Source organism: uncultured Mobiluncus sp. (genome assembly GCF_963511525.1).
In the GTDB taxonomy this organism is placed as follows: Bacteria; Actinomycetota; Actinomycetes; order Actinomycetales; family Actinomycetaceae; genus Mobiluncus.
In genome coordinates this window covers 84,940-108,409 of record NZ_CAUPIY010000003.1, presented here as the reverse complement: position 1 = coordinate 108,409, position 23,470 = coordinate 84,940, and the positions used below count along the sequence as shown (strand labels likewise).

General features: G+C 56.5%; 28 protein-coding genes. 26 read left to right on the top strand and 2 right to left on the bottom strand.

The window, feature by feature from the left end; all coding sequences use genetic code 11:
- Positions 1-185 precede the first annotated feature (185 nt).
- The 22 genes from rplN (at position 186) to truA (ending at position 14,999) form a co-directional block, all read left to right on the top strand.
- Complete coding sequence (gene rplN / locus RQ935_RS03440; RefSeq protein WP_004008332.1) at positions 186-554, top strand: 50S ribosomal protein L14; 369 nt, start codon at positions 186-188, stop codon at positions 552-554.
- Positions 554-928 carry a 50S ribosomal protein L24 gene (rplX, locus tag RQ935_RS03435; protein ID WP_295026575.1) on the top strand — a complete coding sequence of 125 codons (375 nt, stop codon included), beginning with the start codon at positions 554-556 and terminating at the stop codon, positions 926-928. The genes rplN and rplX overlap by 1 nt, the downstream gene beginning before the upstream one ends.
- A complete protein-coding gene (gene rplE, locus RQ935_RS03430) occupies positions 928-1,488 on the top strand; it encodes a 50S ribosomal protein L5 (protein ID WP_311497230.1) in 561 nt (186 codons plus the stop codon). Before rplX ends, rplE begins: the two co-directional genes overlap by 1 nt.
- Positions 1,489-1,490: 2 nt before the next feature.
- Positions 1,491-1,676 carry a type Z 30S ribosomal protein S14 gene (locus RQ935_RS03425; protein ID WP_004008329.1) on the top strand — a complete coding sequence of 62 codons (186 nt, stop codon included), beginning with the start codon at positions 1,491-1,493 and terminating at the stop codon, positions 1,674-1,676.
- Positions 1,677-1,730: 54 nt separating this feature from the next.
- Positions 1,731-2,129, top strand: a complete 399-nt coding sequence (gene rpsH / locus RQ935_RS03420; protein WP_004008328.1) for a 30S ribosomal protein S8 — start codon at positions 1,731-1,733, stop codon at positions 2,127-2,129.
- Positions 2,130-2,140: 11 nt separating this feature from the next.
- The gene (gene rplF / locus RQ935_RS03415) at positions 2,141-2,674 is read left to right on the top strand and encodes a 50S ribosomal protein L6 (protein WP_311497229.1); all 534 of its coding nucleotides are present in this window, start codon (positions 2,141-2,143) and stop codon (positions 2,672-2,674) included.
- Between the two features lie 2 nt (positions 2,675-2,676).
- Positions 2,677-3,048 (top strand): 50S ribosomal protein L18, encoded by a 372-nt coding sequence (rplR, locus tag RQ935_RS03410; protein ID WP_297722227.1) that lies wholly within the window; start codon positions 2,677-2,679, stop codon positions 3,046-3,048.
- A 14-nt stretch (positions 3,049-3,062) separates the two neighbouring features.
- Positions 3,063-3,803: a 30S ribosomal protein S5 gene (gene rpsE / locus RQ935_RS03405; RefSeq protein ID WP_282922083.1), complete on the top strand. Its 741-nt coding sequence runs from the start codon at positions 3,063-3,065 to the stop codon at positions 3,801-3,803.
- Entirely contained in the window at positions 3,803-3,988 is a 186-nt protein-coding gene (gene rpmD, locus RQ935_RS03400; RefSeq protein ID WP_282922082.1) for a 50S ribosomal protein L30, read from the top strand. Before rpsE ends, rpmD begins: the two co-directional genes overlap by 1 nt.
- Positions 3,988-4,551, top strand: a complete 564-nt coding sequence (gene rplO / locus RQ935_RS03395) for a 50S ribosomal protein L15 (protein ID WP_311497228.1) — start codon at positions 3,988-3,990, stop codon at positions 4,549-4,551. The genes rpmD and rplO overlap by 1 nt, the downstream gene beginning before the upstream one ends.
- Before the next feature lie 122 nt (positions 4,552-4,673).
- Positions 4,674-5,969: a preprotein translocase subunit SecY gene (secY, locus tag RQ935_RS03390; RefSeq protein ID WP_299293478.1), complete on the top strand. Its 1,296-nt coding sequence runs from the start codon at positions 4,674-4,676 to the stop codon at positions 5,967-5,969.
- The gene (locus tag RQ935_RS03385) at positions 5,966-6,547 is read left to right on the top strand and encodes an adenylate kinase (RefSeq protein ID WP_311497227.1); all 582 of its coding nucleotides are present in this window, start codon (positions 5,966-5,968) and stop codon (positions 6,545-6,547) included. The genes secY and RQ935_RS03385 overlap by 4 nt, the downstream gene beginning before the upstream one ends.
- A gap of 4 nt (positions 6,548-6,551) precedes the next feature.
- Positions 6,552-7,421 (top strand): type I methionyl aminopeptidase, encoded by an 870-nt coding sequence (map, locus tag RQ935_RS03380; protein WP_311497226.1) that lies wholly within the window; start codon positions 6,552-6,554, stop codon positions 7,419-7,421.
- A 170-nt stretch (positions 7,422-7,591) separates the two neighbouring features.
- Positions 7,592-9,925: a hypothetical protein gene (locus RQ935_RS03375; protein ID WP_311497225.1), complete on the top strand. Its 2,334-nt coding sequence runs from the start codon at positions 7,592-7,594 to the stop codon at positions 9,923-9,925.
- 65 nt (positions 9,926-9,990) lie between these two features.
- Positions 9,991-10,659 carry a S26 family signal peptidase gene (locus RQ935_RS03370; protein ID WP_311497224.1) on the top strand — a complete coding sequence of 223 codons (669 nt, stop codon included), beginning with the start codon at positions 9,991-9,993 and terminating at the stop codon, positions 10,657-10,659.
- Between the two features lie 195 nt (positions 10,660-10,854).
- Positions 10,855-11,076, top strand: coding sequence for a translation initiation factor IF-1 (gene infA / locus RQ935_RS03365; RefSeq protein ID WP_036324108.1), 222 nt, complete (start codon positions 10,855-10,857; stop codon positions 11,074-11,076).
- 23 nt (positions 11,077-11,099) lie between these two features.
- The gene (gene rpmJ / locus RQ935_RS03360; protein WP_004008316.1) at positions 11,100-11,213 is read left to right on the top strand and encodes a 50S ribosomal protein L36; all 114 of its coding nucleotides are present in this window, start codon (positions 11,100-11,102) and stop codon (positions 11,211-11,213) included.
- 182 nt (positions 11,214-11,395) lie between these two features.
- Positions 11,396-11,770 (top strand): 30S ribosomal protein S13, encoded by a 375-nt coding sequence (gene rpsM / locus RQ935_RS03355; RefSeq protein ID WP_296183165.1) that lies wholly within the window; start codon positions 11,396-11,398, stop codon positions 11,768-11,770.
- 12 nt (positions 11,771-11,782) lie between these two features.
- Entirely contained in the window at positions 11,783-12,178 is a 396-nt protein-coding gene (gene rpsK, locus RQ935_RS03350; protein ID WP_282922074.1) for a 30S ribosomal protein S11, read from the top strand.
- 166 nt (positions 12,179-12,344) lie between these two features.
- The gene (locus RQ935_RS03345; protein ID WP_311497223.1) at positions 12,345-13,331 is read left to right on the top strand and encodes a DNA-directed RNA polymerase subunit alpha; all 987 of its coding nucleotides are present in this window, start codon (positions 12,345-12,347) and stop codon (positions 13,329-13,331) included.
- Positions 13,332-13,364: 33 nt separating this feature from the next.
- On the top strand, positions 13,365-13,922 hold the full coding sequence (gene rplQ, locus RQ935_RS03340) for a 50S ribosomal protein L17 (RefSeq protein ID WP_311497222.1): 558 nt from the start codon (positions 13,365-13,367) through the stop codon (positions 13,920-13,922).
- 183 nt (positions 13,923-14,105) lie between these two features.
- Entirely contained in the window at positions 14,106-14,999 is an 894-nt protein-coding gene (gene truA, locus RQ935_RS03335) for a tRNA pseudouridine(38-40) synthase TruA (protein WP_311497221.1), read from the top strand.
- 42 nt (positions 15,000-15,041) lie between these two features.
- Here the strand turns inward: truA and RQ935_RS03330 are convergent, their stop codons facing one another.
- Together RQ935_RS03330 and RQ935_RS03325 are read right to left on the bottom strand one after the other, a co-directional pair.
- Positions 15,042-15,647: a GtrA family protein gene (locus tag RQ935_RS03330; RefSeq protein WP_311497220.1), complete on the bottom strand. Its 606-nt coding sequence runs from the start codon at positions 15,645-15,647 to the stop codon at positions 15,042-15,044.
- A gap of 15 nt (positions 15,648-15,662) precedes the next feature.
- Positions 15,663-17,270, bottom strand: coding sequence for an FGGY-family carbohydrate kinase (locus RQ935_RS03325; protein WP_311497219.1), 1,608 nt, complete (start codon positions 17,268-17,270; stop codon positions 15,663-15,665).
- A gap of 68 nt (positions 17,271-17,338) precedes the next feature.
- Between RQ935_RS03325 and RQ935_RS03320 the strand changes: the two genes are divergently transcribed.
- The 4 genes from RQ935_RS03320 (at position 17,339) to RQ935_RS03305 (ending at position 23,228) form a co-directional block, all read left to right on the top strand.
- Positions 17,339-18,811 (top strand): aminotransferase class III-fold pyridoxal phosphate-dependent enzyme, encoded by a 1,473-nt coding sequence (locus RQ935_RS03320; protein ID WP_311497218.1) that lies wholly within the window; start codon positions 17,339-17,341, stop codon positions 18,809-18,811.
- Positions 18,812-18,852: 41 nt separating this feature from the next.
- Positions 18,853-19,857 carry a class II aldolase/adducin family protein gene (locus tag RQ935_RS03315; protein ID WP_311497217.1) on the top strand — a complete coding sequence of 335 codons (1,005 nt, stop codon included), beginning with the start codon at positions 18,853-18,855 and terminating at the stop codon, positions 19,855-19,857.
- A 219-nt stretch (positions 19,858-20,076) separates the two neighbouring features.
- Positions 20,077-21,597 (top strand): methyl-accepting chemotaxis protein, encoded by a 1,521-nt coding sequence (locus RQ935_RS03310; protein WP_311497216.1) that lies wholly within the window; start codon positions 20,077-20,079, stop codon positions 21,595-21,597.
- The gene (locus RQ935_RS03305; RefSeq protein ID WP_311497215.1) at positions 21,594-23,228 is read left to right on the top strand and encodes a methyl-accepting chemotaxis protein; all 1,635 of its coding nucleotides are present in this window, start codon (positions 21,594-21,596) and stop codon (positions 23,226-23,228) included. Before RQ935_RS03310 ends, RQ935_RS03305 begins: the two co-directional genes overlap by 4 nt.
- Positions 23,229-23,470: the final 242 nt, after the last annotated feature.

Genomic DNA, 23,470 nt, shown 5'->3' with positions numbered 1-23,470 from the left:
GTTTGCCACCCCCGCCAATAAATACTAAACTTGGAGGGTTGCTTTTGGCTGAGACCTCTCACAAATGTGTCTGTGTCAGCCAGGGGTTCCAATTCCGCCCGTTTGAGGTGGGATTTGTGCGCCCTTGCAACGCAAGATAGGTTCGGCAAGGCTCTATTGAGAACCGGCCAGACGAAGGAGAAAAGATGATTCAGCAGGAGTCGCGACTGAAGGTCGCCGACAACACGGGGGCTAAGGAAATCCTTTGCATCCGTGTGATGGGCGGCTCGAAGCGACGCTACGCCGGCATCGGCGACACCATTGTCGCGACCGTCAAGGATGCTATCCCTGGCGGCAACGTGAAAAAGGGTGAAGTCGTCAAGGCTGTCGTAGTCCGCACTAAAAAGGAAACCCGCCGCAAGGACGGTTCCTACATTCGTTTCGACGAGAACGCCGCTGTCATCCTCAAGAACGATGAGGAGCCGCGCGGCACCCGTATTTTCGGGCCCGTCGGGCGTGAACTTCGTGAAAAGAAGTTCATGCGTATTATTTCACTCGCCCCGGAGGTGATCTGATGGCAGCAAAGTTGAAGGTTGGCGACGAAGTCGTGGTGATAACTGGCCGCGACAAGGGCAAGCACGGCCGGATTCTGCAAATCGACCGGAAGCGCGAACGCGTGGTGGTCGAGGGCATCATGATGATGAAGCACCACAATAAGGCGGGGCGGACCCATCAGGGTCCGACTGGTGGCATCGAAACGAAAGAGGCCTCCATCCACATTTCCAACGTGATGTACTACGAGCCCGCGGCCGCCAAGGCCAAGCTCGGCAACACGACCAAGAAGATTGCGGGTACCCGGGTGGGTATGCGCGAAGAGGTCGTCGATCGCGATGGTAAAGAAAAGACCGTTCGGATTCGCGTGTCCAAAGCTACCGGGAAGGATCTGTAATGGCAGAGGAAAAATACACCCCGCGGCTTAAGACCAAGTACCGCGAAGAAATCAAGGGTCAGCTGCTCAAGGAATTCAAGCACCAGAACGTTAACCAGGTTGGCGGGCTGGAAAAGATCGTTGTGAACATGGGTGTGGGTGCCGCTGCGCACGACCACAAACTCATGGAAGGCGCTATCTCTGACCTGTCCACCATTACTGGCCAGAAGCCGGTGGTTGACAAGGCTCGCAAGTCTATCGCTCAGTTCAAGTTGCGTGAAGGGTCCCCGATTGGGGCTCACGTCACCCTGCGCGGCGATCGGATGTGGGAGTTCCTCGATCGTTTGCTGTCCACGGCCCTGCCGCGTATCCGCGACTTCCGTGGTCTGAGCTCCAAGCAGTTTGACGGTCACGGAAACTATACTTTCGGTTTGACCGAGCAGTCCGTGTTCCACGAAATCAACCAAGACGATATTGACCACGTGCGCGGCATGGACATCACGGTCGTAACCACCGCCGCAACTGATGACGAAGGCCGGGCGCTGCTGAAGTACCTCGGTTTCCCGTTCAAGGAGGATTAACAATGGCAAAAACCGCTTTGAAGAACAAGGCTGCCCGTAAACCCAAGTTTGCGGTGCGTGCCTACACCCGGTGCCAGCGCTGTGGTCGCCCTCATTCGGTGTATCGCAAGTTTGGCTTGTGCCGTATCTGCCTGCGTGAGATGGCCCATAATGGCGAGCTCCCCGGCGTTAAGAAGTCTTCCTGGTAAACACATTAGGGGGCAGGTCGATTACGAAACCGCCTCAGAAAGGGCCCAAGCCCAATGACAATGACTGATCCCATAGCAGACATGCTGACACGTCTGCGCAACGCCAGCTCGGCGTACCACGAGTCGGTATCTATGCCGTACTCGAAAATGAAGGCCGCTATCGCGAATATTCTTCAGACTGAGGGTTACATCAAAGACTACGAAGTCGAGGAAGCGCGAGTCGGCAAAACTTTGACGCTTAACTTAAAGTACGGCGCCAAACGTGAACGCGCGATTTCCGGTGTGAAACGCGTCTCCAAGCCCGGTTTGCGGGTGTATGCAAAGTCCACCAAACTGCCGAAGGTCCTGGGCGGCCTGGGCGTGGCGATTATTTCGTCCTCGTCCGGTATGCTCACTGACCGCGAGGCAGCCGACAAGGGTGTAGGCGGAGAAGTTATCGCCTACATCTGGTAAAGGAGGCTGACATGTCGCGTATCGGTAAGATTCCGGTGGAAATTCCCGCCGGTGTGGAAGTAAACATCAATGGACAAGACGTTTCCGTCAAGGGTCCCAAGGGTACCTTGACCATGTCCGTGGCCGCCCCGATTACCGCCAAGGTTGACGGGTCGACCGTGGTCGTGAGCCGTCCCGATGATGAACGTGAGTCCCGTTCTTTGCACGGCCTGACTCGCACCCTCATCGCCAACATGGTTGAGGGCGTCACCCACGGATATTCCAAGGTCCTGGAGATCCAGGGCACTGGTTACCGTGTCAATCAAAAGGGCGCTGGTCTGGAGTTCCAGCTCGGTTTTTCGCACCCCGTCAATGTGGAGCCCCCGGAGGGCATCACATTCAAGGTGGAAGGCAACCGGGTTACCGTTGAGGGCACCTCAAAGGAACTGGTCGGCGAGGTCGCCTCGAATCTGCGAAAGATTCGTCCGCCGGAGCCTTACAAGGGCAAAGGCGTGCGCTATCTGGGTGAGAATGTTCGCCGCAAGGTCGGAAAGGCAGGTAAGTAATCATGGCTTATTCTGTAAAGGGTAAAGGCAAGCGTCTGTCGCGTCTGCGTCGCCACCAGCGGGTTCGTAAGAACATGTTCGGATCGGCGGAAAAGCCGCGTTTGGTCGTGACCCGTTCTAACCGGCACATGGTCGCCCAGCTCGTCAACGATTACGAGCACAAGACTATTGTGAGCGCTTCCACCATGGAGGACGCTTTGCGTGGTGCTAAAGACAACAAGGTGGCCAAGGCGACCGAAGTTGGCAAGTTGATTGCACAGCGTGCCAAAGCCGCTGGGATTACCCAGTGTGTGTTTGATCGCGGTGGAAATATGTATCACGGTCGCGTTGCGGCTGTGGCTGAAGGTGCCCGCGAGGGCGGACTGAGTCTGTAAGGAAAGTTGAGAAAATGGCTGAACAAGAACAGCAGATTACAGGCGAGACCGCAGACTCTGTGGACCAGACCACGGACTTTGGTGCTAATGATGCCCAGGATCGTGGCGGTCGCCGGGAGCGCCGCGGAAATCGCCGTGAACGCGATGACCGCCGTGACAATCGTCGTGGCGGCAGCGCTGATGACAAATACATTGAACGCGTGGTGACCATCAACCGTGTGTCCAAGGTGGTGAAGGGCGGTCGTAACATGTCCTTCTGCGCTCTGGTCGTGGTTGGCGACGGGGAAGGTACCGTCGGTGTTGGTTACGGCAAAGCTAAGGAAGTTCCGGCAGCGATTGCTAAGGGCGTGGAAGAGGCTAAGAAGTCCATGTTCCATGTTCCGATGATTCGCCACACTATCGTCCACGAGGTTCTCGGTGAGGATGCTGCGGGCGTAGTACTGCTCAAGCCGGCTTCCCCCGGTACCGGTGTAATCGCCGGCGGCCCGGTGCGTGCGGTTATGGAATGCGCCGGAATCCGCGACGTTTTGTCCAAGTCTTTGGGCTCTGACAATGCGTTGAACATCGTGCGCGGTACCGTGGATGCGTTGAAGCAACTCGAACAGCCGGAAGCCGTAGCGGCTCGCCGCGGTTTGCCGCTGGAGCGCGTGGCTCCTGCCGGCATGTTGCGGGCTCGCGCCGAAGGTGAAGCTCAGGTGCGCGCCGAAGCGGTTAAAGCCGAGGCTGAATTGGCTGCCGAAGGAGTGAGTGCGTAATGGCTAAGAACCTGAAAATCACTCAGGTGAAGTCCACGATTGGTTCCTCGCGAGATCAGCGGGCTACTGTGGCTTCCCTGGGACTAAAGAAAATTCGTCAGTCTGTGGTTCGCCCTGATAATCCGGCCGTGCGCGGCCAGGTGCATAAGGTGCGCCACCTAGTAAGCGTGGAGGAGGTCGACTGATGAGCGAGAGCGAAGAGGAAAAGACCGCCGCGGAAAAACCCGCGGCAAAGAAAGTTCCGGCCGCTGCCAAGAAGCCGGCAGCCACCGCTACAAAGGCTACAGCCAGCGACGACGTTAAGGTGACTTACCTGCACGATTTGCGTCCGGCTCCGGGCTCTAACAAGGCCAAGACTCGTGTTGGCCGCGGTGAAGGTTCGAAGGGTAAGACTTCGGGTCGCGGCACCAAGGGTACCAAGGCACGTTACCAAGTGCCTTTGGGCTTCGAGGGTGGCCAGATGCCGATGCATATGCGTCTGCCTAAGTTGCGCGGCTTTAAGAACCCCTTCCATGTCGAGTACCAGGTAGTGAACCTGGATCGCCTCTCCGAAGTGTTCCCCAAGGGCGGCACTTTGACGGTTGACGACTTGGTTGACAAGGGTCTGGTCCGTAAGAATTCCCTGGTCAAGGTGCTGGGAACCGGTGAAGCGACAGCTAAGTTTGACTTGACTGTAGATGCTTGGTCCAGCTCCGCTAAGACTAAGGTCGAGGCTCAAGGCGGGTCTTTGACCGCACGTGTTCGCTGAGGATTACGGCGGGGTACGGAAACGGTACCCCGCCGTTTCCACCAAACTCTGTCGAACCGGTATCATGTTTAGCTAGGAAGTGGGCTACGCTCACTGACGTGCCGTAAAACTTTGGAGGACACTTGTTTACCGCTTTTATTCAGGCTTTCAAAACGCCTGATCTTCGTAAGAAGCTGTTGTTCACCTTCTTTATCATGGCTCTGTTCCGCTGGGGTTCGTTTATCCCCCTGCCGGGTGTCGACTATGCCGCGTTAAAGTCGGTCATCGCTGATGTTCAGAACAATGGGTCGCTGCTCGACTTGGTGAATATGTTTTCCGGCGGCGCTTTGCTGCAGCTCTCTGTTTTTGCTCTGGGCATCATGCCTTACATCACGGCTTCGATTATCATTCAGCTACTGCGTGTAGTCATTCCTCGTTTTGAGGACCTGCACAAGGAAGGTCAGACCGGTCAAGCGAAGCTGACCCAGTACACGCGTTACCTGACTATTGCCCTGGGCGTGCTGCAGTCGACTTCCATCATCACCGCGGCGCGTACCGGCACACTGTTCGGCCGCGCCTCGAATGCAAAGATTATTCCCTCAGATTCCGCCTGGATCTTCATCCTCCAGATTCTGGTGATGACGGCCGCTACCGGCTTGATTATGTGGATGGGCGAGCTGATTACCGAAAAAGGTGTCGGCAACGGTATGTCCATCCTGATTTTCACGTCTATCATCGCTAACTTGCCGCGAAAGCTGTTCGCCATTGCCGGCGGTAACGGCGGTATTCAAAAGTTCTTGGCAATCATTGCCCTGATTCTGCTGGTGACCTTGGCTGTGGTTTATGTGGAACAGTCCATGCGCCGTATCCCGGTGCAGTACGCCAAACGCATGGTGGGACGCCGGATGTACGGCGGAACTACCACCTACATTCCGCTAAAGATTAATATGTCCGGCGTTATCCCGGTCATTTTTGCGTCCTCGATTCTGTCTCTGCCGATGATGCTGGCCCAGTTCGGTGACCAAAATGCCAAGTGGATTCAGTGGATTAGCATGAACTTCCGTTCCAGCTCCTGGTTCTACCTGGTGGTTTACGGCTTGCTGACTTTCGCTTTCGCGTTCTTCTATACCTCGATTACTTTCAACCCCGAGGAAGTCGCGGACAATATGAAGAAGTATGGCGGCTTCGTCCCCGGTCTGCGCGCGGGGCGTCCTACGGCTGACTACCTGCACTACGTGATGACCCGAATCACTACGGCCGGTGCGGTTTACTTGACCATCGTGGCTCTGATTCCCCAGATTGCGATGGTCGCTATGAACGTGCCCCAATTACCCTTCGGTGGTACTACAATTCTGATTATTGTTGGCGTTGGTCTGCAAACGGTGAAGGACATCAACGCCCAACTGCATCAGCACCACTACGAAGGATTCATGGCATGACGAAAAATTTGGTGATTATGGGCCCTCCCGGCGCGGGTAAAGGGACCCACGCCAAAGAAATCGCCGCACACTTCAATATCCCTTGGATTTCTACCGGAGATATTTTCCGTAAACACAAGGCGGAAAAAACTGAACTGGGCAAGCTCATCGAGTCTTATATCGACAAGGGCGAGTTTGTTCCTGATTCGGTCACGGACCGGATTGTCTGCGAGCGCATCAGTCAGACCGATGCCACGGCGGGCTTTCTGCTTGACGGCTATCCTCGCTCGATTCCCCAGGCTAAGGTGCTCAAAGCGGTATTGGCTGAGACCAACGAGCAGGTGGATGCGGCTATTTATCTGGATGTCAGTGCCGCGGAAGTTGAGCGGCGGCTGTTGAAGCGCGCCGAGATCGAAGGCCGTACCGACGACACTCCTGAAGTCATCGAGCACCGCCTCGAGGTGTTTTTCACAGCCACGCGGCCCTTGCTGGACTTTTATGAACAGGAAGGCGTGTTGCGCAAGGTCGATGGTGAGGGCACCATTTCTGAGATTGCTCAGCGTTTGCTTACAGTGATGGAAGAAATCGAAGGGAAATAGCTCGGTGTCAGTCCAAGACCGGCGCATTGAGATTAAGTCCACCAATCAAATCCTGAAAATGCGTCGTGCCGGAATGGTGGTAGTCGCGATTCATCAGGCCCTGCGCGAGGCTTGTGAGCCGGGCATCACCACCGGGGAACTGGATCAAATCAGCGCTGCCGTCATCAAACGTATGGGCGCGAAGTCCAACTTCTTGGGTTACGACGGTTTTCCCGCTACGGTCTGTATTTCGATTAACGAACAGGTAGTCCACGGGATTCCGGGCAATCGGGTACTTCAGTTCGGCGACTTGGTGAGCTTTGATTGCGGCGCCTACATTGTGGACAACGCTTCGCGCCAATGGCACGGAGATGCCGCATTTTCAATGATTTGCGGCGGTGAAGCACATGCTCGTCCCGATGATCTGCAGCTGCTTTCCACGACCGAACGCGCCTTGTGGTCAGCGATAGCCGCTCTGGCAAACGCCAAGCATCTGAGTGAAATTGGTGACGCTGTTGAGAAAGTCGTGGCGGAAGATACGCTTCGTTACGGCTGGGAGGCCGGCATTGTAGAGGAATATGTGGGGCATGGCATCGGTACCGCCATGCACCAGGCTCCCGATGTGTTGAACTATTCCACCCGTTCTCGTGGCCCAAAGATTAAACCGGGCATGGTGCTGGCCATCGAACCTATGCTGACCCGTGGCGGCTCCGTCACCAAGGAACTATCCGACGGTTGGACGGCAGTGACTGTAGACGGGTCCAGAGCGGCCCACTTTGAGCACACGGTCGCGGTTCTGCCCGGCGGAGTGTGGGTTTTGACGGCTCCGGACGGGGGACGAGCCGGGTTGGCTCCCTTCGGTCTTTCGCCGCGAGCAATCGCACCCCGCGGATGAGGCTTTTCTGTAGTTTCCCGTTTCCTTCGTCTCGGAGTACCGCTATTTTGGGCTCATAACCTTTTAAAGTGGCAAGTTTTAGTACTGGATTTCGGTTTCGCTTGGGGAGCCTAATATAGAATAATTAGAGCTGTGCCGTCCGGCACTGTGAATGGCAAGGAGAATAGAACGTGGCTGAAAGCAGCAACCCCGCAACCCCCTCTCGTTTTGACATGGGAGGGCAACGATTTTCCCGGTTTGTTCCCGAAGACGATGGGTATCGTCCCCCGACTCTGACGGCTCAGGGCCGCGAGGATGTGGAGCGCTTGCGGGCCAAAGTGCGCAAGCATAATCCGGGTTACATCTACACGAACGGTGTTTCCTTGCCGTCCCAGCTGCCCAGCGTGCCCGAACTGTTAGATGAACTGGCCAGCCACGTGCGTTCCGCGCGCACTGACCAGTCCATCCCCAATACTCCCTTGCCTGAAGTCGAAACTTCCGAACTTGCCAAGGCTGGTTTTGACTGGAAAGCCATCGCGGATTGCGCCATCGAGGCTCTCGAAACAGGGTCACGCCGTCCGTTACCGCTGGCTAACGACCCGGCGGCAGCCGAGATTCCCGGTCTGGATATTATCGCGGCCTCGCGGGCGGCGACGACGCCACCCCCGCCCCCGGCTGAGCAGGCGACGCAGCCGCAGCCGGAAACGGCACCTGAAATGTCGGAGGAATCCGAACCGGAGACCGTGTCGGAAGATGCCTCTGCCACTCCCGCCGACTGGGAGTCCAGCGAGACGACCTGGACAGAAACTGCCCCAGCTCCAGCGGACGCAGCCAAGCCCCTGGCTCCGGAGGTTGGTGTGCCCCTGACTCACGCTCCTGATGCGACGGTTCCTGAAACTGAAGTGCCCGAGGAAGTCTTACCTCTGCTTGGAGAGCCTATGGCTCCTGCTGAACCTGCCGCGGACACGGCTGCGCCCGCCCTTGACCAGGAGTTGCCTGAGAGCGAGGCGCCGGAAGCCGCACAGGAAGTTACCGAGCTTTGGTCTGAGCCCGAAGAGCTTGCCGCCATTGACGCAGAGGAAATAGAGATTTCCGAGGAGCTGCCTGAACAGTTGCCTCAGGACTTGGCTGAGGAACTGCCGGAGGACTTGCTTGAGCAGTTGCCGGAAGAGATTTCCGAGGAACTGCCTGAACAGTTGCCTGAGGAGCTTCCCGTTGAGCCAGCGGAGGGTGAATCGACCGAACAGACTCTCGCCGCAGAAATTTCCGCCGCGGAAGACTTGGTGGGTCAGCGCGTCTATGACGACGACGTGCTGGAGTCTGAAGGCAATGACGACGAACTGTTTGTCGGCGATGTCGAAGGTGAAGTGGCGCATTGGGAGGTCAACCCCGAGGAAGCCCCGGAAGTCCCCTCGTTGGAGCCAGACCAGCTCGCGGCCACGTCAGATGAGGCACCGGCTGAGGTAGCTTCCGAAACTGAACTTGAGGCCAATCTTGAGCAAACCGAGCTGCCCGAAGGCGCGGAAGTCGCCGAGGAACTGCCGGCAGCTGCGCTGCTGGAGGAAACGGAAATCAACGAGCCGCAGCTGGAAACCGAGCTAACCCTGCAGAACTCCGCCTCCGCGGAGCCGGTGGATGAGGCCACCGCTGAACTTACTGAGGAAACTCCGGTTGAGAACCCGGAACCGGCAGATATTCCGGAAACTGATTTGCTTGCGGAACTCCCTGAGGAACTCCCCGAAGAACTGCCTGAGGCACTCCCCGATTTGTCGTCAGCTCAGATAGGGGAGGATTTCACCGAAACAGACGTTGACTTGGCGGATTTGGATTTGGGTGAGTTGGAGGATCTGGAACCTGAGCTGGAGTCAGTGGAACTTGAGACGACCGAACTTGAGATAACCGAGGAACCCGGTCTTGACGAGCCGATAGAGGAACCCGCCGGTACTGACACGGAAAATCAGGTCGAACCTGCGGACGAAATCCCCGTTGAGCTGCCTGAAGATTTCCAAACTACCGAGGAAACAGCTTTGCCCGGCAGCGAGGCTATTGGGATGGAGCGACCCGAACCGGACTCTTCACAAGGTTCGGATGCGATCGATTCCGAAGAAGTCGACTTGGTTGCGGATTTAGAGTCTGAAGTTTCCTTTGCAGCGCCCACAACCGCGTCAGACGAACTGACCGGGAATGATACCGTTGCGGAAAACGCAGAGAGCGAGCCTAACGGAGCTGACCTGCCCTATCTGGGCGAAAATGCTGAGGATATGCTGGCTCAAGCCGACCAAACCGAGCCCGACGCTGGTGAGGAGGAACTGCCTTTCGAGATTCCGCAGGTGCAAGGTGACATTCCAGAAGCTATGCAAGAGGGATTCCCCGAGTGGGAACCGACCACGAACACGGAGGCCGCGCCAGGAGCCGATGAGGAACTGTTCGCCGCTGGTGGGCAAGACGGCCCAGCCGAGGTAGAACCGGCCAAACAGGGATTCTTTTCCAGGCTTTTTTCCAAGAAGTCAAAGAAGGATCGTTGAAGGACCGCACGCACCAGCCAGTAAACAGGTAAAATACCAGTACGCCCAGGGAGGTGAGCCCAGACATGAGTATGCAGACCAACCGCATTGTTTCGTTGCTGAACAAGCAGTCTCAGCACCCTTTGCGTAATGCAGTCTTTTTCATGATTGGCTGGGTCATCCTCATCCTGGTGGGCGTGGCTTTCATCATGACCACCGTGATTCCTCGAACCCAAGGCTATGTTGCCACAACCATTCCCGACGATTCGATGAGCCCAACTTTATCCCAATCGGATTTGCTGCTGTTCCAAAAGCTTCGCCAGCAGGGAGCCCAACAGCTCAACCCTGATGAAATCATTGCTTATCAGCCGACCGAAGCGGTGAAATATAAAATTGCGCGAGTCAGCGAAGTTATGGGATCCGGCGATGAAATGCAGTTCAGCGTAAAGTCTGACAACCCCCAAGCGGAGGCTAGTGACGAAACGGTAACGCTGGATATGGTTCGTGGCACGCTACGTTACAAGGTTCCAGTTTTCGGGCTCCTGTTCCCGGTGCTTCCGCCTCCGGCAGTCTCATTCCTGCTGATTTTTGTCGCTCAGCTGTTGCTGATTTATGCCGGCTGGCAAATAGGCACTTCCATGATTAATGCTCGTGACCCCCAGCGCCAGGCACGAGCGGCGCGGCTGCGGACCGCGGCCTTGGCCGGCAACCTGGAAACCACGCGCCAGCGGTTGCGCCGCCAGGGTCTGAAGTAGCCTCGGCAGGATGTTTCTGCATTTTGCCCGGTCGAGTGGGCCGGTTTGCAGTTGCAACGTCGGGGTTCGGCGAATTTGGCGTTTGGTGGAAAAAAGGTTTAAGATTATCTTTTAGACTGTCTGACGGCGGGGGTACCTGCTCGATGACGGATTCTGATGATCCAAAAGACATTTTGCGGAGGATTGGTTAGCCCTATGGGGAAAAAAGACGGAGTCATCGAGGTCGAAGGTACAGTAGTAGAGGCCTTGCCTAATGCGATGTTCCGGGTGCAACTGGCCAATGAACACGTGGTTTTGGCGCATATTTCAGGAAAAATGCGCCAGCATTACATCCGTATCCTGCCGGAGGATCGTGTGGTAGTCGAGTTGAGTCCTTACGACCTCACTCGAGGCCGTATAGTATATCGCTACAAATAAACTGGCCTAACTCGGAGGAAATGATGAAGGTTAACCCCAGCGTCAAACCCATCTGCGATAAGTGCAAGGTGATTCGCCGGCACGGTCGCGTGATGGTGATTTGCGAAAACCCGCGCCACAAGCAGCGTCAGGGCTAAGTCCCAGCGCGTCGCTTTCGGCGCATGACCCGGTTTGGGTCAAGCACCCGCCAGCGGCTGGTCGTCTCACCTGGAGTTTCAGGTGTCACGAGAGCCGTAACCCTCGGTATCAGGGGCCGAGGCCACATGTGGAAAGTGTGGGAGGCAGGGTGACGGCCTCTGAATAAGAAACAGGAGAAAACATGGCACGCCTGGTAGGTGTGGATTTGCCGCGCGAAAAGCGCATGGAAATCGCTTTAACATATATTTACGGGATTGGACGTACCCGTGCAATGGAAACCTTGGAAGCGACCGGCGTGAGCCCGGATACGCGGGTCAAGGATCTTACTGAAGACGAATTGATTGCCTTGCGCGATTTCATTCAGGCCAACTACAAGGTCGAGGGTGATTTGCGTCGTGAAGTTGCCGCGGATATTCGCCGCAAGATTGAAATCAACTGCTATCAAGGGCGTCGTCACCGTGCGGGCTTGCCGGTTCACGGCCAGCGCACCAAGACTAATGCGCGTTCTCGCAAGGGACCCAAGCGCACTGTTGCCGGTAAGAAGAAAGCGAAGTAAGGGGGATAAATCATGGCAGGTAAGCCTCAAGCCACTAAATCGCGCCGCAAGGAACGTAAAAACGTTACCGAAGGCAATGCTTATATCAAATCCACTTTTAACAACACCATTGTGTCCATCACGGACCCCTCTGGTGCGGTTATTGCTTGGTCGTCCTCCGGCCAGGTCGGTTTCAAGGGCTCGCGTAAGTCCACGCCGTTCGCGGCACAGCTGGCTGCGGAAGCCGCAGCTCGCCGCGCGCAGGAATTCGGCCTCAAGAAGGTTGACGTGTTTGTTAAGGGGCCGGGTTCTGGTCGTGAAACCGCGATTCGTACCCTGACTGCTACCGGTCTGGAAGTTGGTTCCATCCAGGATGTAACTCCGCAGGCTCACAACGGCTGCCGCCCTCCGAAGCGTCGCCGCGTCTGATTGCGCTTGTCCGGGCCGGCTGAGCCGTTGGTGGACCTCACCAGGGACGAGCGGCGGCTCAAACGGGTCCGGAAACTTTACTTTCAAAGAAAAATACTCAAATCCCTTCGCCAAGGATTTGGAGCCTGAACCGGTGTGGTGGCGGATGCCGGAAAGGAAATCAACAGTGCTTATTCAAGCGCAACCGAAGCTGACTGAAGAAGTTATTACTGACCAGCGCTCTCGTTTCACGATTGAGCCTTTGGAACCGGGTTTCGGGTACACTCTGGGAAACTCCCTGCGTCGCACCCTGCTGTCCTCGATTCCGGGTTCGGCAGTGACCTCCATCAAAATTGAGGGGGCTCTGCACGAATTCACGACCCTGCCGGGTGTGAAAGAGGACGTGACTCAGATTGTTTTGAACATCAAGGAAATCATCCTGTCCTCGGACAATGATGAGCCCGTAGTGATGTATCTACGCAAGACCGGGGAAGGCGAAGTCACTGTGGGTGACATTATGCCTCCGGCCGGCGTGGTGATTCACAACCCGGAACAGCACATTGCCACGTTGAATAAAGATGGCAAGCTGGAAATCGAACTGACGGTGGAACGAGGCCGTGGCTATGTTTCCGCGTCTCAGAACAAGGATCCAGAAGCCGAGATTTCTCGCATTCCGGTCGATTCCATCTACTCCCCGGTTCTCAAGGTGTCCTACCGAGTGGAGGCCACTCGTGTGGAACAGCGCACCGACTTTGATCGTTTGGTCGTCGATGTGGAAACCAAGAAAGCTATCCTTCCGCGTGACGCGATGGCTTCCGCGGGCAAGACCTTGGTGGAGCTGTTTGGGCTGGCTCGGGACTTGAACCAAGACGCCGAAGGTATCGAATTGGGGCCGTCCGGCAACGACGCGGCTCTAGCTGAAGATTTGGCCATGTCGGTCGAGGACCTGGATTTGACCTCCCGCGCGTTGAACTGCCTGACTCGTGAAGGCATCAACACGGTAGGCGACCTAGTGGCTCGTTCCCAGGCGGATCTGTTGGATATCCGCAACTTTGGTCAGAAATCCATTGATGAAATCAAGGAAAAACTGGCTGGGATGGGGATGTCTTTGAAAGATACCCCGATGCCCTCCCTCGAGGGCGCAGATTTGCCCCAGTTCAGTGACGAAAACTAACTTTTGAGACAATATTAAGGAGAATTAAGAATCATGCCTAAGCCCACGAAAGGCCCCCGTTTGGGTGGTAGCCCCTCTCATGAGCGGATTATGCTCGCGAATTTGGCTTGCGCCCTGTTTGATAACGAAGCTGTGACCACCACTGAAGCTCGTGCCAAGCGTCTCCAGCCGCTGGCTGAGAAGCTCATCACCAAGGCTCGTCGCGGTGACTTGCACGCTCGCCGCCAGGTGCTGTCGAAGTTGCACAACAAGGCTACTGTCGCCAAGTTGTTTGAGGAAATCGCTCCCGCCATCGATAAAGACCGTGAGGGTGGTTACACTCGCGTCATAAAGGTGGGAAACCGCAAGGGTGACAATGCTCCGCTGGCGGAAATCTCTTTGGTGCTCGAAGGCGTCGAAAAGAAGAAGAAGGCGAAGCCGGCCACACCTAAGAAGGCCGCCGCTAAGCCCGAAGAAGCTAAGCCGGAAGAGGCACAGCCCGAAGCGGCTGAGGAGGCAGCGAAGGACGCTGCTGAGGAAAAGCCCGCGGCTCCTGCTGAAGACCAGGCCGAGGCCAAGACCGAGGAAACCCCTGAAGAAAAGGCTGAGTAAGCCGATTCATCTTTCCCGGAGGGCTGGGTTCACAAGAACCTGGCTCTCCGGATTTTTATCAGATGCGCCACAAATTCGCCGCCAAACGGCAAGGATGGATAGTATGTCCAGCAGCCCTAGAGTGAACGCGGTTTTAGTCCGCATGACGCGCGGTCATCGTCGAGAGGGTTGAGGAGGGAAGTAATGCGCATACGCCTGGATATTCGCTACGACGGGATGCCGTTTCACGGGTGGGCCGCCCAACCCGGACTGCCGACGGTACAAGGCGCCCTCCAGTCCGCTCTGGCGGTGATTTTTCGCCAACCGATAGACCTCACCGTGGCGGGACGCACCGATGCCGGGGTGCATGCCACCGGCCAAGTGGCTCATTTCACCGTACCGGATTCGGCGGACTGCGTCGTTCCCCCAGAATCTTTGGTACCACGGCTGGGGGCGGTGCTGCGGGCGGTGCTGAGCGGGAACCTAACCAGCCCGCTGGAGGATTCCCCACTCGCCTATCCTCCCGGTGCTGCGGATGCGCTGGTAGTTACTGCCGCCACAGCGGTACCAGAAAGTTTCGATGCGAGGTTTTCCGCTCTAGCGCGCCATTATGTGTACCGCATAGTTGATGACGTGGCGGCGCGCAACCCGTTGACCCGCAACTGGTGCTGGTGGTATCCAACCCCGCTGGATCCGGATGCCATGGACGCTAGCGCCACAGTGCTGTTGGGGGAACACGACTTCGCGGCTTTTTGCAAACCGCGCGAAGGTGCCACCACAATCCGCACCTTGCAACAGTTAGAAACCCGGCGAATCGCGCCGGGAACCATGGAAATCCGGGTGCAGGCCGACGCTTTTTGCCACTCTATGGTGCGCTCCTTAGTGGGTGCGTTGACCGAAGTGGGACGGGCCAAGCGCGACACGGCCTGGCTGACGGGCGCGTTGGCCGCCAAAGTGCGCGTCCCGGAAATTCCGGTCGCCCCGGCCTTGGGACTGACACTAACCCAGGTCGATTACCCGCAAACCGCGGCGGAGCTGCTGTCCCGCCAACAAACCACGCGTTCTCGGCGGGACTGCGGCTGCCCGGAACACGGCTAAACACATTTCGGTTCCCAGCCGTGAGACGCTGGCCAATGGGGTCTATTCCGCGATACTGCTTTGCCGACTCTTTTCGGCCTGCTTCACCGCCAGGGCGTTCGTGTTTTCCGAACCACGGAACACCACGAACTTCCACCAGGTGAACTCGCCGACAAAGTTCAGCAGCAAACTGATGCCCTTCAACAACCAGTCCGCCCATCCCATATCAGACAGGATTTGCCCGCCCCAGGACGTCAGGGGGATAAAGAACGCATAGAACAGGGCGACTTTGAGCATCGCGATGGGAACATTATTCGCCGACTTGAAGGTGAAGTGGCGGTTCACGGTGAAGTTGTAGATAACCGACAGGGCGATGGAAACCGATTGAGACACCCAGAACGGGAACCACCCCGTCAGAGAGTTTATCCACACCATCAACGCGAAGCTGGCGACCTCGACGCCGGCGGCGGTGATGGACAGCAAAGTAAATTTGATGGCTTGGATGAGGGCGGCCTTGCCCTTGGAAGCCTGGCCGACCACAATTGCGTCAGGGTCGCTAGGGGCAGAGGGTGGAGCTGTCTGTTCAGCGCTAGACGGCGGTGCCCCCAAGGGAATATAGGGGGAGTCGTCTGGCTGTCCGGGTGGGGTTGGAGAATCCATCTGTGTCATGGTACTAATCCTTTGTTATTTCGGTTGGTTGTTACTGTTGAGCAGACTGAAAGCTTTGCGGTTGGCGCGATACAAGCCTTTGAACACTTCGTATTGTCGGTCGTAGACAGCGCGGTGTTCCGGGTTAGGAAGGTAACGATTCTGGACCTTCACGAGTTTTTGGGCGGCTTGAACCAGGTTGTCGGCTTCGTGTGCCCCCACTAGGGCGACAAGGGCGGCTCCGACCGACCCCACGTTTTGCGGGTCCTGTACCGTCTCTACCGTTCGACCTAGCACATCAGCCAAAATTTGGGAAGTGACCGGCGAGAGAGCTCCGCCGCCGACGAAACGTACCGCCTCGGAAGTCTGGATTTTCTTTCCTTCGGTTTCCAGGAACCAGCGCAGATGGAAGCACACGCCTTCAATGACGGAGCGCAGCACTTCGGTTTTGCCGGTTTCCAGCGAGATGTTGAAAAACATGGCGCGGGCGTTGGCGTCCTCAAACGGGCAGCGGTTTCCGTGCAGCCAAGGGGTGAAGATGACACCGCCGCTACCGGCGGGAGCTTTCGCGATGACTGCGGACAGGTACTCGTAAAGCGAGGTGTACTCCGTTTCCACGTCTGCGGCTTGATCTTCATGAGACAGATAGACGTCTATCTCATCCTCGGCCAAATGTTTGCGGACCCATTCGAAGCATTTTCCGGCCGTTTCCAGTTCGGCGAAATAGTTGAACTTCCCCGGATCGGCACCATCGACGGTAGCAATCATGGAGTTGACATCCACCACGCGCTTGTCGGTGACGGTAGAAACCCATCCCGAAGTTCCCCAGTAGACATGGGTGTCGCTGACCCCGCAAGCCCCGGCACCTACTCCAATCAGTGACGCATCCCCACCACCAGCATAAACGGTGGCAGTTTGCGGCAGCCCGAGCTCTTGAGCAACGTCCGGAAGTAACGTCCCGACCGCGGATGCCGACGTGACGATGGGCGCCAGATGATCCGGGTTGACCCCAAAAGTACGAGCTAACTGCGATGCCCACGCGGGACGGCTGGCGCGCACATCCAGGAGCAAAGTGGCGAACGCCGAATCTACGGACATGACGAAACGCCCGGTCAGGCGGGCAATGAGGTATTCCTTGACGTCAAGCCACTTATGGACTTTGGCATAGACCTCAGGTTCATTGTCACGCACCCACAGGTACTTCCACATCGGGTCCTTCACGGAAGCGGAAACCGCGGAGGTCCGATAGAGGCTGGTCAATAGTTTCTTGGCATTCATCCCCGCAATTTTCACGCCGGTTTCCAGACCGCGGCGTTTTTGCTCCGCGGCGCGCTGATCCATGTAGCTCATGGCGGGGCGCAGGTGGTGTCCCGCCTCGTCCACCAGGACCAGAGCCTGCATCTGGGAGCAAAAACTGATGGCTTGCACCGCCGCCATCTCTTGCGGGTTTTCTCGCGTGAGTTCCCGAGTGGTCTTGACGATGGCGTCCCACCATTCGTTCGGATCTTGTTCGGCGCCCCCGTTGGGAAGGATTGTCAGGCCATAGGTGCCCAAACGGGAGTTCACCAGGGTCAGTTCCGCCCCTGCCCGATACAGACAAGTCTTTACTCCTGACGTTCCGACGTCGTAAGCAAGTATCAACATACTGTTTTCTTTCGTTCAAGAGTTATAGAATTGAGGCAATGATTTCAGCTCAGTGAGGAGACAATCAAATGCGGATTAACCAACCCAGCACTCGCGCCATTAACAAGCAACTGGATGACCTTATCAAGAAACCAATTTACTCCATTAGTGCCGGAGCCTTGCGCAATTACGAACAAGATTACTTCGAAGCGAAGTGTTCAGGTTCGAAATCCATGATTGAAACCGCAAAGAACCGCATTCCCGGCGGCGTCCAGCACAATCTGGCGTTCAACCATCCTTTCCCGTTGGTCATCACCAAAGCCAGCGGACACGAACTGACTGATATCGACGGCAACGTGTACTTCGATTTCCTGCAGGCAGGCGGCCCGACCGTGTTGGGCTCCAACCCGCCGGAAGTTCGCGAAGAAGTCATCAAACTGTTGAATGATGGGGGGCCATCTACCGGCCTGTTCCACGAGTACGAATACAAGCTGGCAGACCTCATCGCCTCACGCGTGCCGACCGTGGATATGTTCCGAATGCTGGGTTCGGGCACGGAGGCGTGCATGGCGGCAATCCGGGTCGCCCGTCTGGCCACCAAAAAGAAGCACATCCTGAAGATGGGCGGGGCCTACCACGGCTGGTCCGATCAGCTCGGTTACGGCATCCGGATTCCCGGCTCTAAGTTCACTCAAGCCCACGGAGTGCCTTGGACCATGTTCCGCTACGTCGACGAGTTCATGCCGGGGGACTTGGGCGACCTGGAGCGCAAGCTGCGCATGAAGAAACTCCACGGCGGGACGGCCGCGGTCATGATTGAACCCATCGGGCCGGAGTCGGGGACATGGCCCATCGACCAGGCTTTCCTCAAGGGAGTGGAACGGCTGTGCCGCCGCTATGGGGCGCTGCTGATTTTTGACGAGGTAGTTACCGCTTTCCGGATTTCAGACCGGGGCGCTTCGGGGCTATTCGGGATTGACTCTGATTTGACGGTGTTTGGCAAGGTCATCGCCGGAGGGTATCCCGGCGCGGGCGGCTTGGGCGGCAAACGCGAATACATGAAGTACCTCGCGGCGGGGATTCAGTCGGGAGACAAGGTTCACAAGGCGTTGATTGGCGGCACGATGGCGGCCACCCCGATTAGCTGTGTGGCGGGCTACCACACGATTCAGCGCATCATTGAGACGAATGCTTGTGAATACGCCGGGGAAATGGGCAACCGCCTGACCGATGGGCTGCGGGGCCTGATTAAACAGTACAACCTGCCTTTCGTGGCTTGGAACGAAGGATCCGTATGCCACCTAGAGACGGTCGGAACCATGCACTTCTCCATTAACTGGAGCAAACCGTGGACTATCCCGCACGTGCTGAGCGAAACGTCGAAACGCAAGAAAGAAATGGAATACATGGGAGCGGCTTATACTGCTGAAGGGCTGATTACTCTGGCCGGTTCGCGCCTGTACACTTCCGCGGCCTACACCCCGGAGTTAATCGATGAGGCGCTAAACCGTTTCGAGCGAGTGTTCCAACAGGTTGAAAAGAAGCCGGTAACAAAGAAATAGGCGGACGCGGACAGCCGCAGTGTCGAGGGAAGGACCAGAAAATGACCGGGAATACTGGGCAAGATAATAAAACCGGAAATGTGATTATCGATACCGCGCGCGTCTTGCTGCGAGAAGGCTTGGTGGCTCGTACCTGGGGCAACTTGTCTCGACGCAGCGGTGATGATCGATATCTCATCACGCCTTCGGGGCGTGATTACGAGACGATGACTCCGGACGACCTGGTCGAGGTCGACTTTGAGGGTAAGTGGTCCGGTGATTTGAAGCCGAGCGGGGAGCGCGGGCTGCACACGGAGATCTATCGGGAACTGCCCCAGGTGCAGTTCATTATCCACACCCACCAGCCTTATGCCTCGGCTCTCAGCGTGGGCGGCGCCCCCGTAGAAATCCCAGCTGAGCTGGCAGAACGTATCGGTTCAGAGACCTTGCCGATTGCGGATTACGGGTTGCCCTCCACCGGGAAACTGCATAAGGCCGTGTTGGCTTCGCTGCGTGAAACCGGGGCCAGGGCTATCTTGATGCAGGGTCATGGGGCGGTGCTGTTCGGCCAGGACGCGAGTGAACTGGTGGATTTGGCAAAAGCGGTGGAAGCGGCTTGCCGCACTCAGTTTGAACAGATGACCGGCTGGAAGGCGCCGGACGGCGCGGTGCGGGTGCGTCGATTTGAACGCGACGGCTTTGGGCTGCTGCCCCAGATTATCCACATTTTCATGCGCCGAGAGGACGCCGGGGCAGTAGTCGCGACGGACGATCCGCTGTTCCTAAAGTTCCGGGAGAGTGGTTTAAAGGCGTACCTGGATGATTTCAGCCAGCTGGTTGGCTTGAAAGTCGGCAGAACCTTTGGCAAGACCATGATTTACGGGCACAAGGCGACGTATTTCCTGGGAGCGGACCTTGATGAGGCTGAGGCGGTCGCCACGGTGGCACGCAAGAACGCCTTGGCGGCGTTAGTGGCTCAGGTTACCTCAGCCAAGCCGATTAACCGGCTAGATGGCACCATCATGCGCGGGGTCTACAAGTTTAAATACTCCAAACTGAAGGACTGATTTTGCCTCAATCAGGTGCTGGCGTGCACCACCGAAAACTGGGATAGACACGGCGGCGAGAGCCCCGCTCCACCCGGGATAGTGATGGTCGGCAGGTTCAGCTCGGTTTCGGCTTATCAGCCGTAGGGCAGGGCAAAACCGGCTTACGTCCTATAAATGCTAGTGCGGGAAACCACAAATGTCTCTATCGCACCTTGTAGAATAGGCTGAGGAGGCGTTATGGCTAAGGCGGGCTTATCCATTTCAAAGAAGCTGCTGTCAATCGGCGGCATCTGTTTTCTGGTCACTCTAGCGGTAGTGGCTATAACCTGGGGTTCGACTCTGGCGACTCAGAGCAGAGTCTCAACCTACGCACAGACGTCCACGGTCTCCCGCGATTTTTCCGCCATGGCTCAACAGTTCCAGGAAGTCAGACAATCCGGATTCAACGCTGCCAGCGGTGTTACTAATGAAGAAAAGTATCTCCAGGCCACTCAAGATTTCACCGCACAGCTCACAAAATTGCAGGGAGCCCCACTGGATCCTCAGCAGCGGGAAATTGTATCCAGCCTGCAGGATTTGGCCGCCCAGCTCCCCGTCAACCCTGACGGTGCAGCTCTGGCTAGTATCAGCACAGAGATACAGAGCCAGTTGGATTCCCTGAGAAATTCTTTGACTCACAAACATGAGTCTGACGTTGCCGAACTTAACATCATCACCTCTGTGAACTCCAATGTCGGTTTAGCGGTAAGTTTGCTCGGTTTGGTGGCGGTGCTGTTGGTTTCTGTATTGGTGTCCCTATCTATCTCCCGCTCCGCGAAGGAAATCAGCAAGGGCCTGAACCGCTTGTCCGCAAAAGACTTTACCTACCAGGTACGTCAGGTTTCCCGTGATGAGATTGGTGCGATGTCGGTGCTGTTGAACGACTCGGTGAATAACCTGGGTACTCTGTTGAGCGAAATTTCCGCCACCGCCACGGAAACGACGGCAGGCGCCGAAGGGCTGCGGAAACAGAGCCAGGAAGTCGCCGCGAAAGCGAGTGCCGCTCGGGAAACAGTAGCCTCGGTCGCCGGCAACGCCAGGGAAGTCAGTACCCAGATTGGCAACGTGGCCGCGTCTACTGAACAAATGCGCAGCGCTGTCACCGAGATTTCAACTAACGCCGCGACAGCCGCGAAATCGGCCGCGCAAGCCACCACGTTGACCGCGCAGGCTAATGAAGTCATGGGTGAATTGGATAAGGCTTCCGAAGCAATCAGTTCGGTCATTGAAACCATCAAAATGGTGGCGGAGCAAACCAACCTTTTGGCCCTAAACGCTACCATCGAGGCTTCTCGTGCCGGAGAAGCCGGGAGAGGCTTCGCGGTGGTAGCCTCCGAAGTGAAAGATTTGGCTTTGGGCACCAAGTCTGCCGCTGTTGAAGTGTCTGAAAGCATCACCAAGATTCAGTCAGATACCCAAGCTGCGATGCAGGCGATTACTGAGATAACCGGAATTATCTCAAACATTAATGACTTTCAGTCCACCGTGGCGGCGGCTATTGAGGAGCAAACCGCGACGATTTCATCTATGGCACAAACCGTGACGGAAGTGTCAGACGATTCTGCACGAGTTACAGACAACCTCTATAGCATTGAGGCTAAAACTGAAGCGACGGTGAAGGAGCTGCAGGAAGCCAGCGAGGACATGGTGCTCAGCGCCCAGGAATTCGAAACGCTTCAAGAGACATTGTCCCAGTTCAAGTGGGTGAATGAAGCATGATGAGACCGCAAAGCCGCCAAGGCGGGAATAAAAAATCTCAGCTACGCCTGAATGTGCTGATTAAGGTACTGCTGATGGGGATTGTAGGAATCCTGGGCATAGCCTCGTTCGTGATTTGTTCCGCCATAACTGACGATATCTATTATGGGAAAGTACGTAACTACCAGGATTTAATCCGGATTTCAGACCAAGTCAGTGCCGTATCCGAGCTGGTCAGGCAGAGTCAAGCTAATTACAGTCAAAATGATTTTGCCAGCCATAATCCCACCCAGAATCTGGAACCCCAGCCGATTACAGAGACTATCGAGCAGGCCGTATCCAACTTGAACACCGCTCAAGACATTTTCTCTAAGTCTGGATTGCGAGATGAACAGCTGCGGAAACAATTTGCGCAGGCAGTCTCCAGCCTGGAGTCATACCGGCAAGCGGTTGCGCAAACCGAGAACAGCGGCGAGGGCCTGGCTGTGGACGAATCGGTCATTGCAGCGATCCTGTCTGAATTAGATACCCTGCAGAACTCGCTGTCCTCCCTCAGTGACACGGTTTTGCAACAAACCCACGGCTTAGTAGGTAAAAACGTCATTATTCACGCTATCGACATCGTCATAGCTTTCCTGGTGGTGGCGTTTATCCTGCATCGGGTGCGCCGAGGGATTGTCGCCTCCGTCACTAAACTGCATTCTTCGGTCCTGGCGTTACGAAATGGTGACTTGACCCCGCGACTGACATCGAACTCAAACGACGAAGTCGCTGATATGCTCCGAGCCTTGGCGTATTCACAAGATGAGCTAACCGACGTGTTAGGCGAAGGGCAAAACTTGGCGGCTAAGACTGCCGAACAAACCAACCGGGTGGTTCAGGTCGCGTCCACAGCTGCCACAAACGCTGCGGAAACGGTGGAATTAGCGAAATCTACGACTGAGTCTCTCAATGGTATCGTTGCAAATCTGCAAACTGTTGCCAGCGGATCTGAGGAAATGAACGCCGCCATCGCAGAGATATCAGCCAGCTCCGCGGAGGCTTCCCGTACCGCTAACGAGGCCACCGAGGTGTCCCGCAACGCCCAGGAGACCATCTTGCGACTGCAGGACTCTACCCAAAAGGTTGAGACCGTCATCGGTACGGTGACCAGCATTGCTGCGCAAACCAACCTGCTGGCCTTGAACGCCACTATTGAAGCCGCTCGAGCTGGCGAATCGGGGAAAGATTTTGCGGTGGTCGCCAGCGAGGTCAAGGATTTGGCTGCAGAAACAGCCAAGGCGACGAGCCAGATTGCTGTGATGATTAATGACATCCAGGAAAAAACCCAGCAAACTGTCGCCGCTATCGACGAAATTGCTGGGGTTATTTCACAAGTCAATGACTACCAAACCACCATTTCGGCCGCGGTTGAGGAACAGAACGCTGTCACACAAAATATTGCGCAGGCAATCTCCAGCGCGGCGAATGACTCAGGTGTCGTCCTGGAGAACCTGGAGGATTATTGCACGAACGTCACCAAGGCTCGGACCGATGTTGATGAACTTTCTCAGGACGCGAGCGCTCTTTCTAAACAGGTGACTGTACTCACCGGGGAGTTGTCCAAGCTCAAGACTCGCCCTGCTGGGGATGAGGCGCCTGAACACAACTAATGCAGCCCCGTCCTGAGCGCTTGCCATATACGTGCAAGTGAGGTGCCGCTCAAGTCCTTTCTGTGCAGAAGCCCCTTTCGTGGGGCCCCATGTCCGTTTGGTTGCGTGGGGCCTTAGGCGGCAGGATTGTCCCTTTGGCTTAGTGTGCGGGTCGGACAGTCGCAGCCACCCCAGCCCTACAATCCCAACACGCCGCCACCCCAGAATTCCTGAAGCTGCGTGGAACCCCACCATGGTGGGGT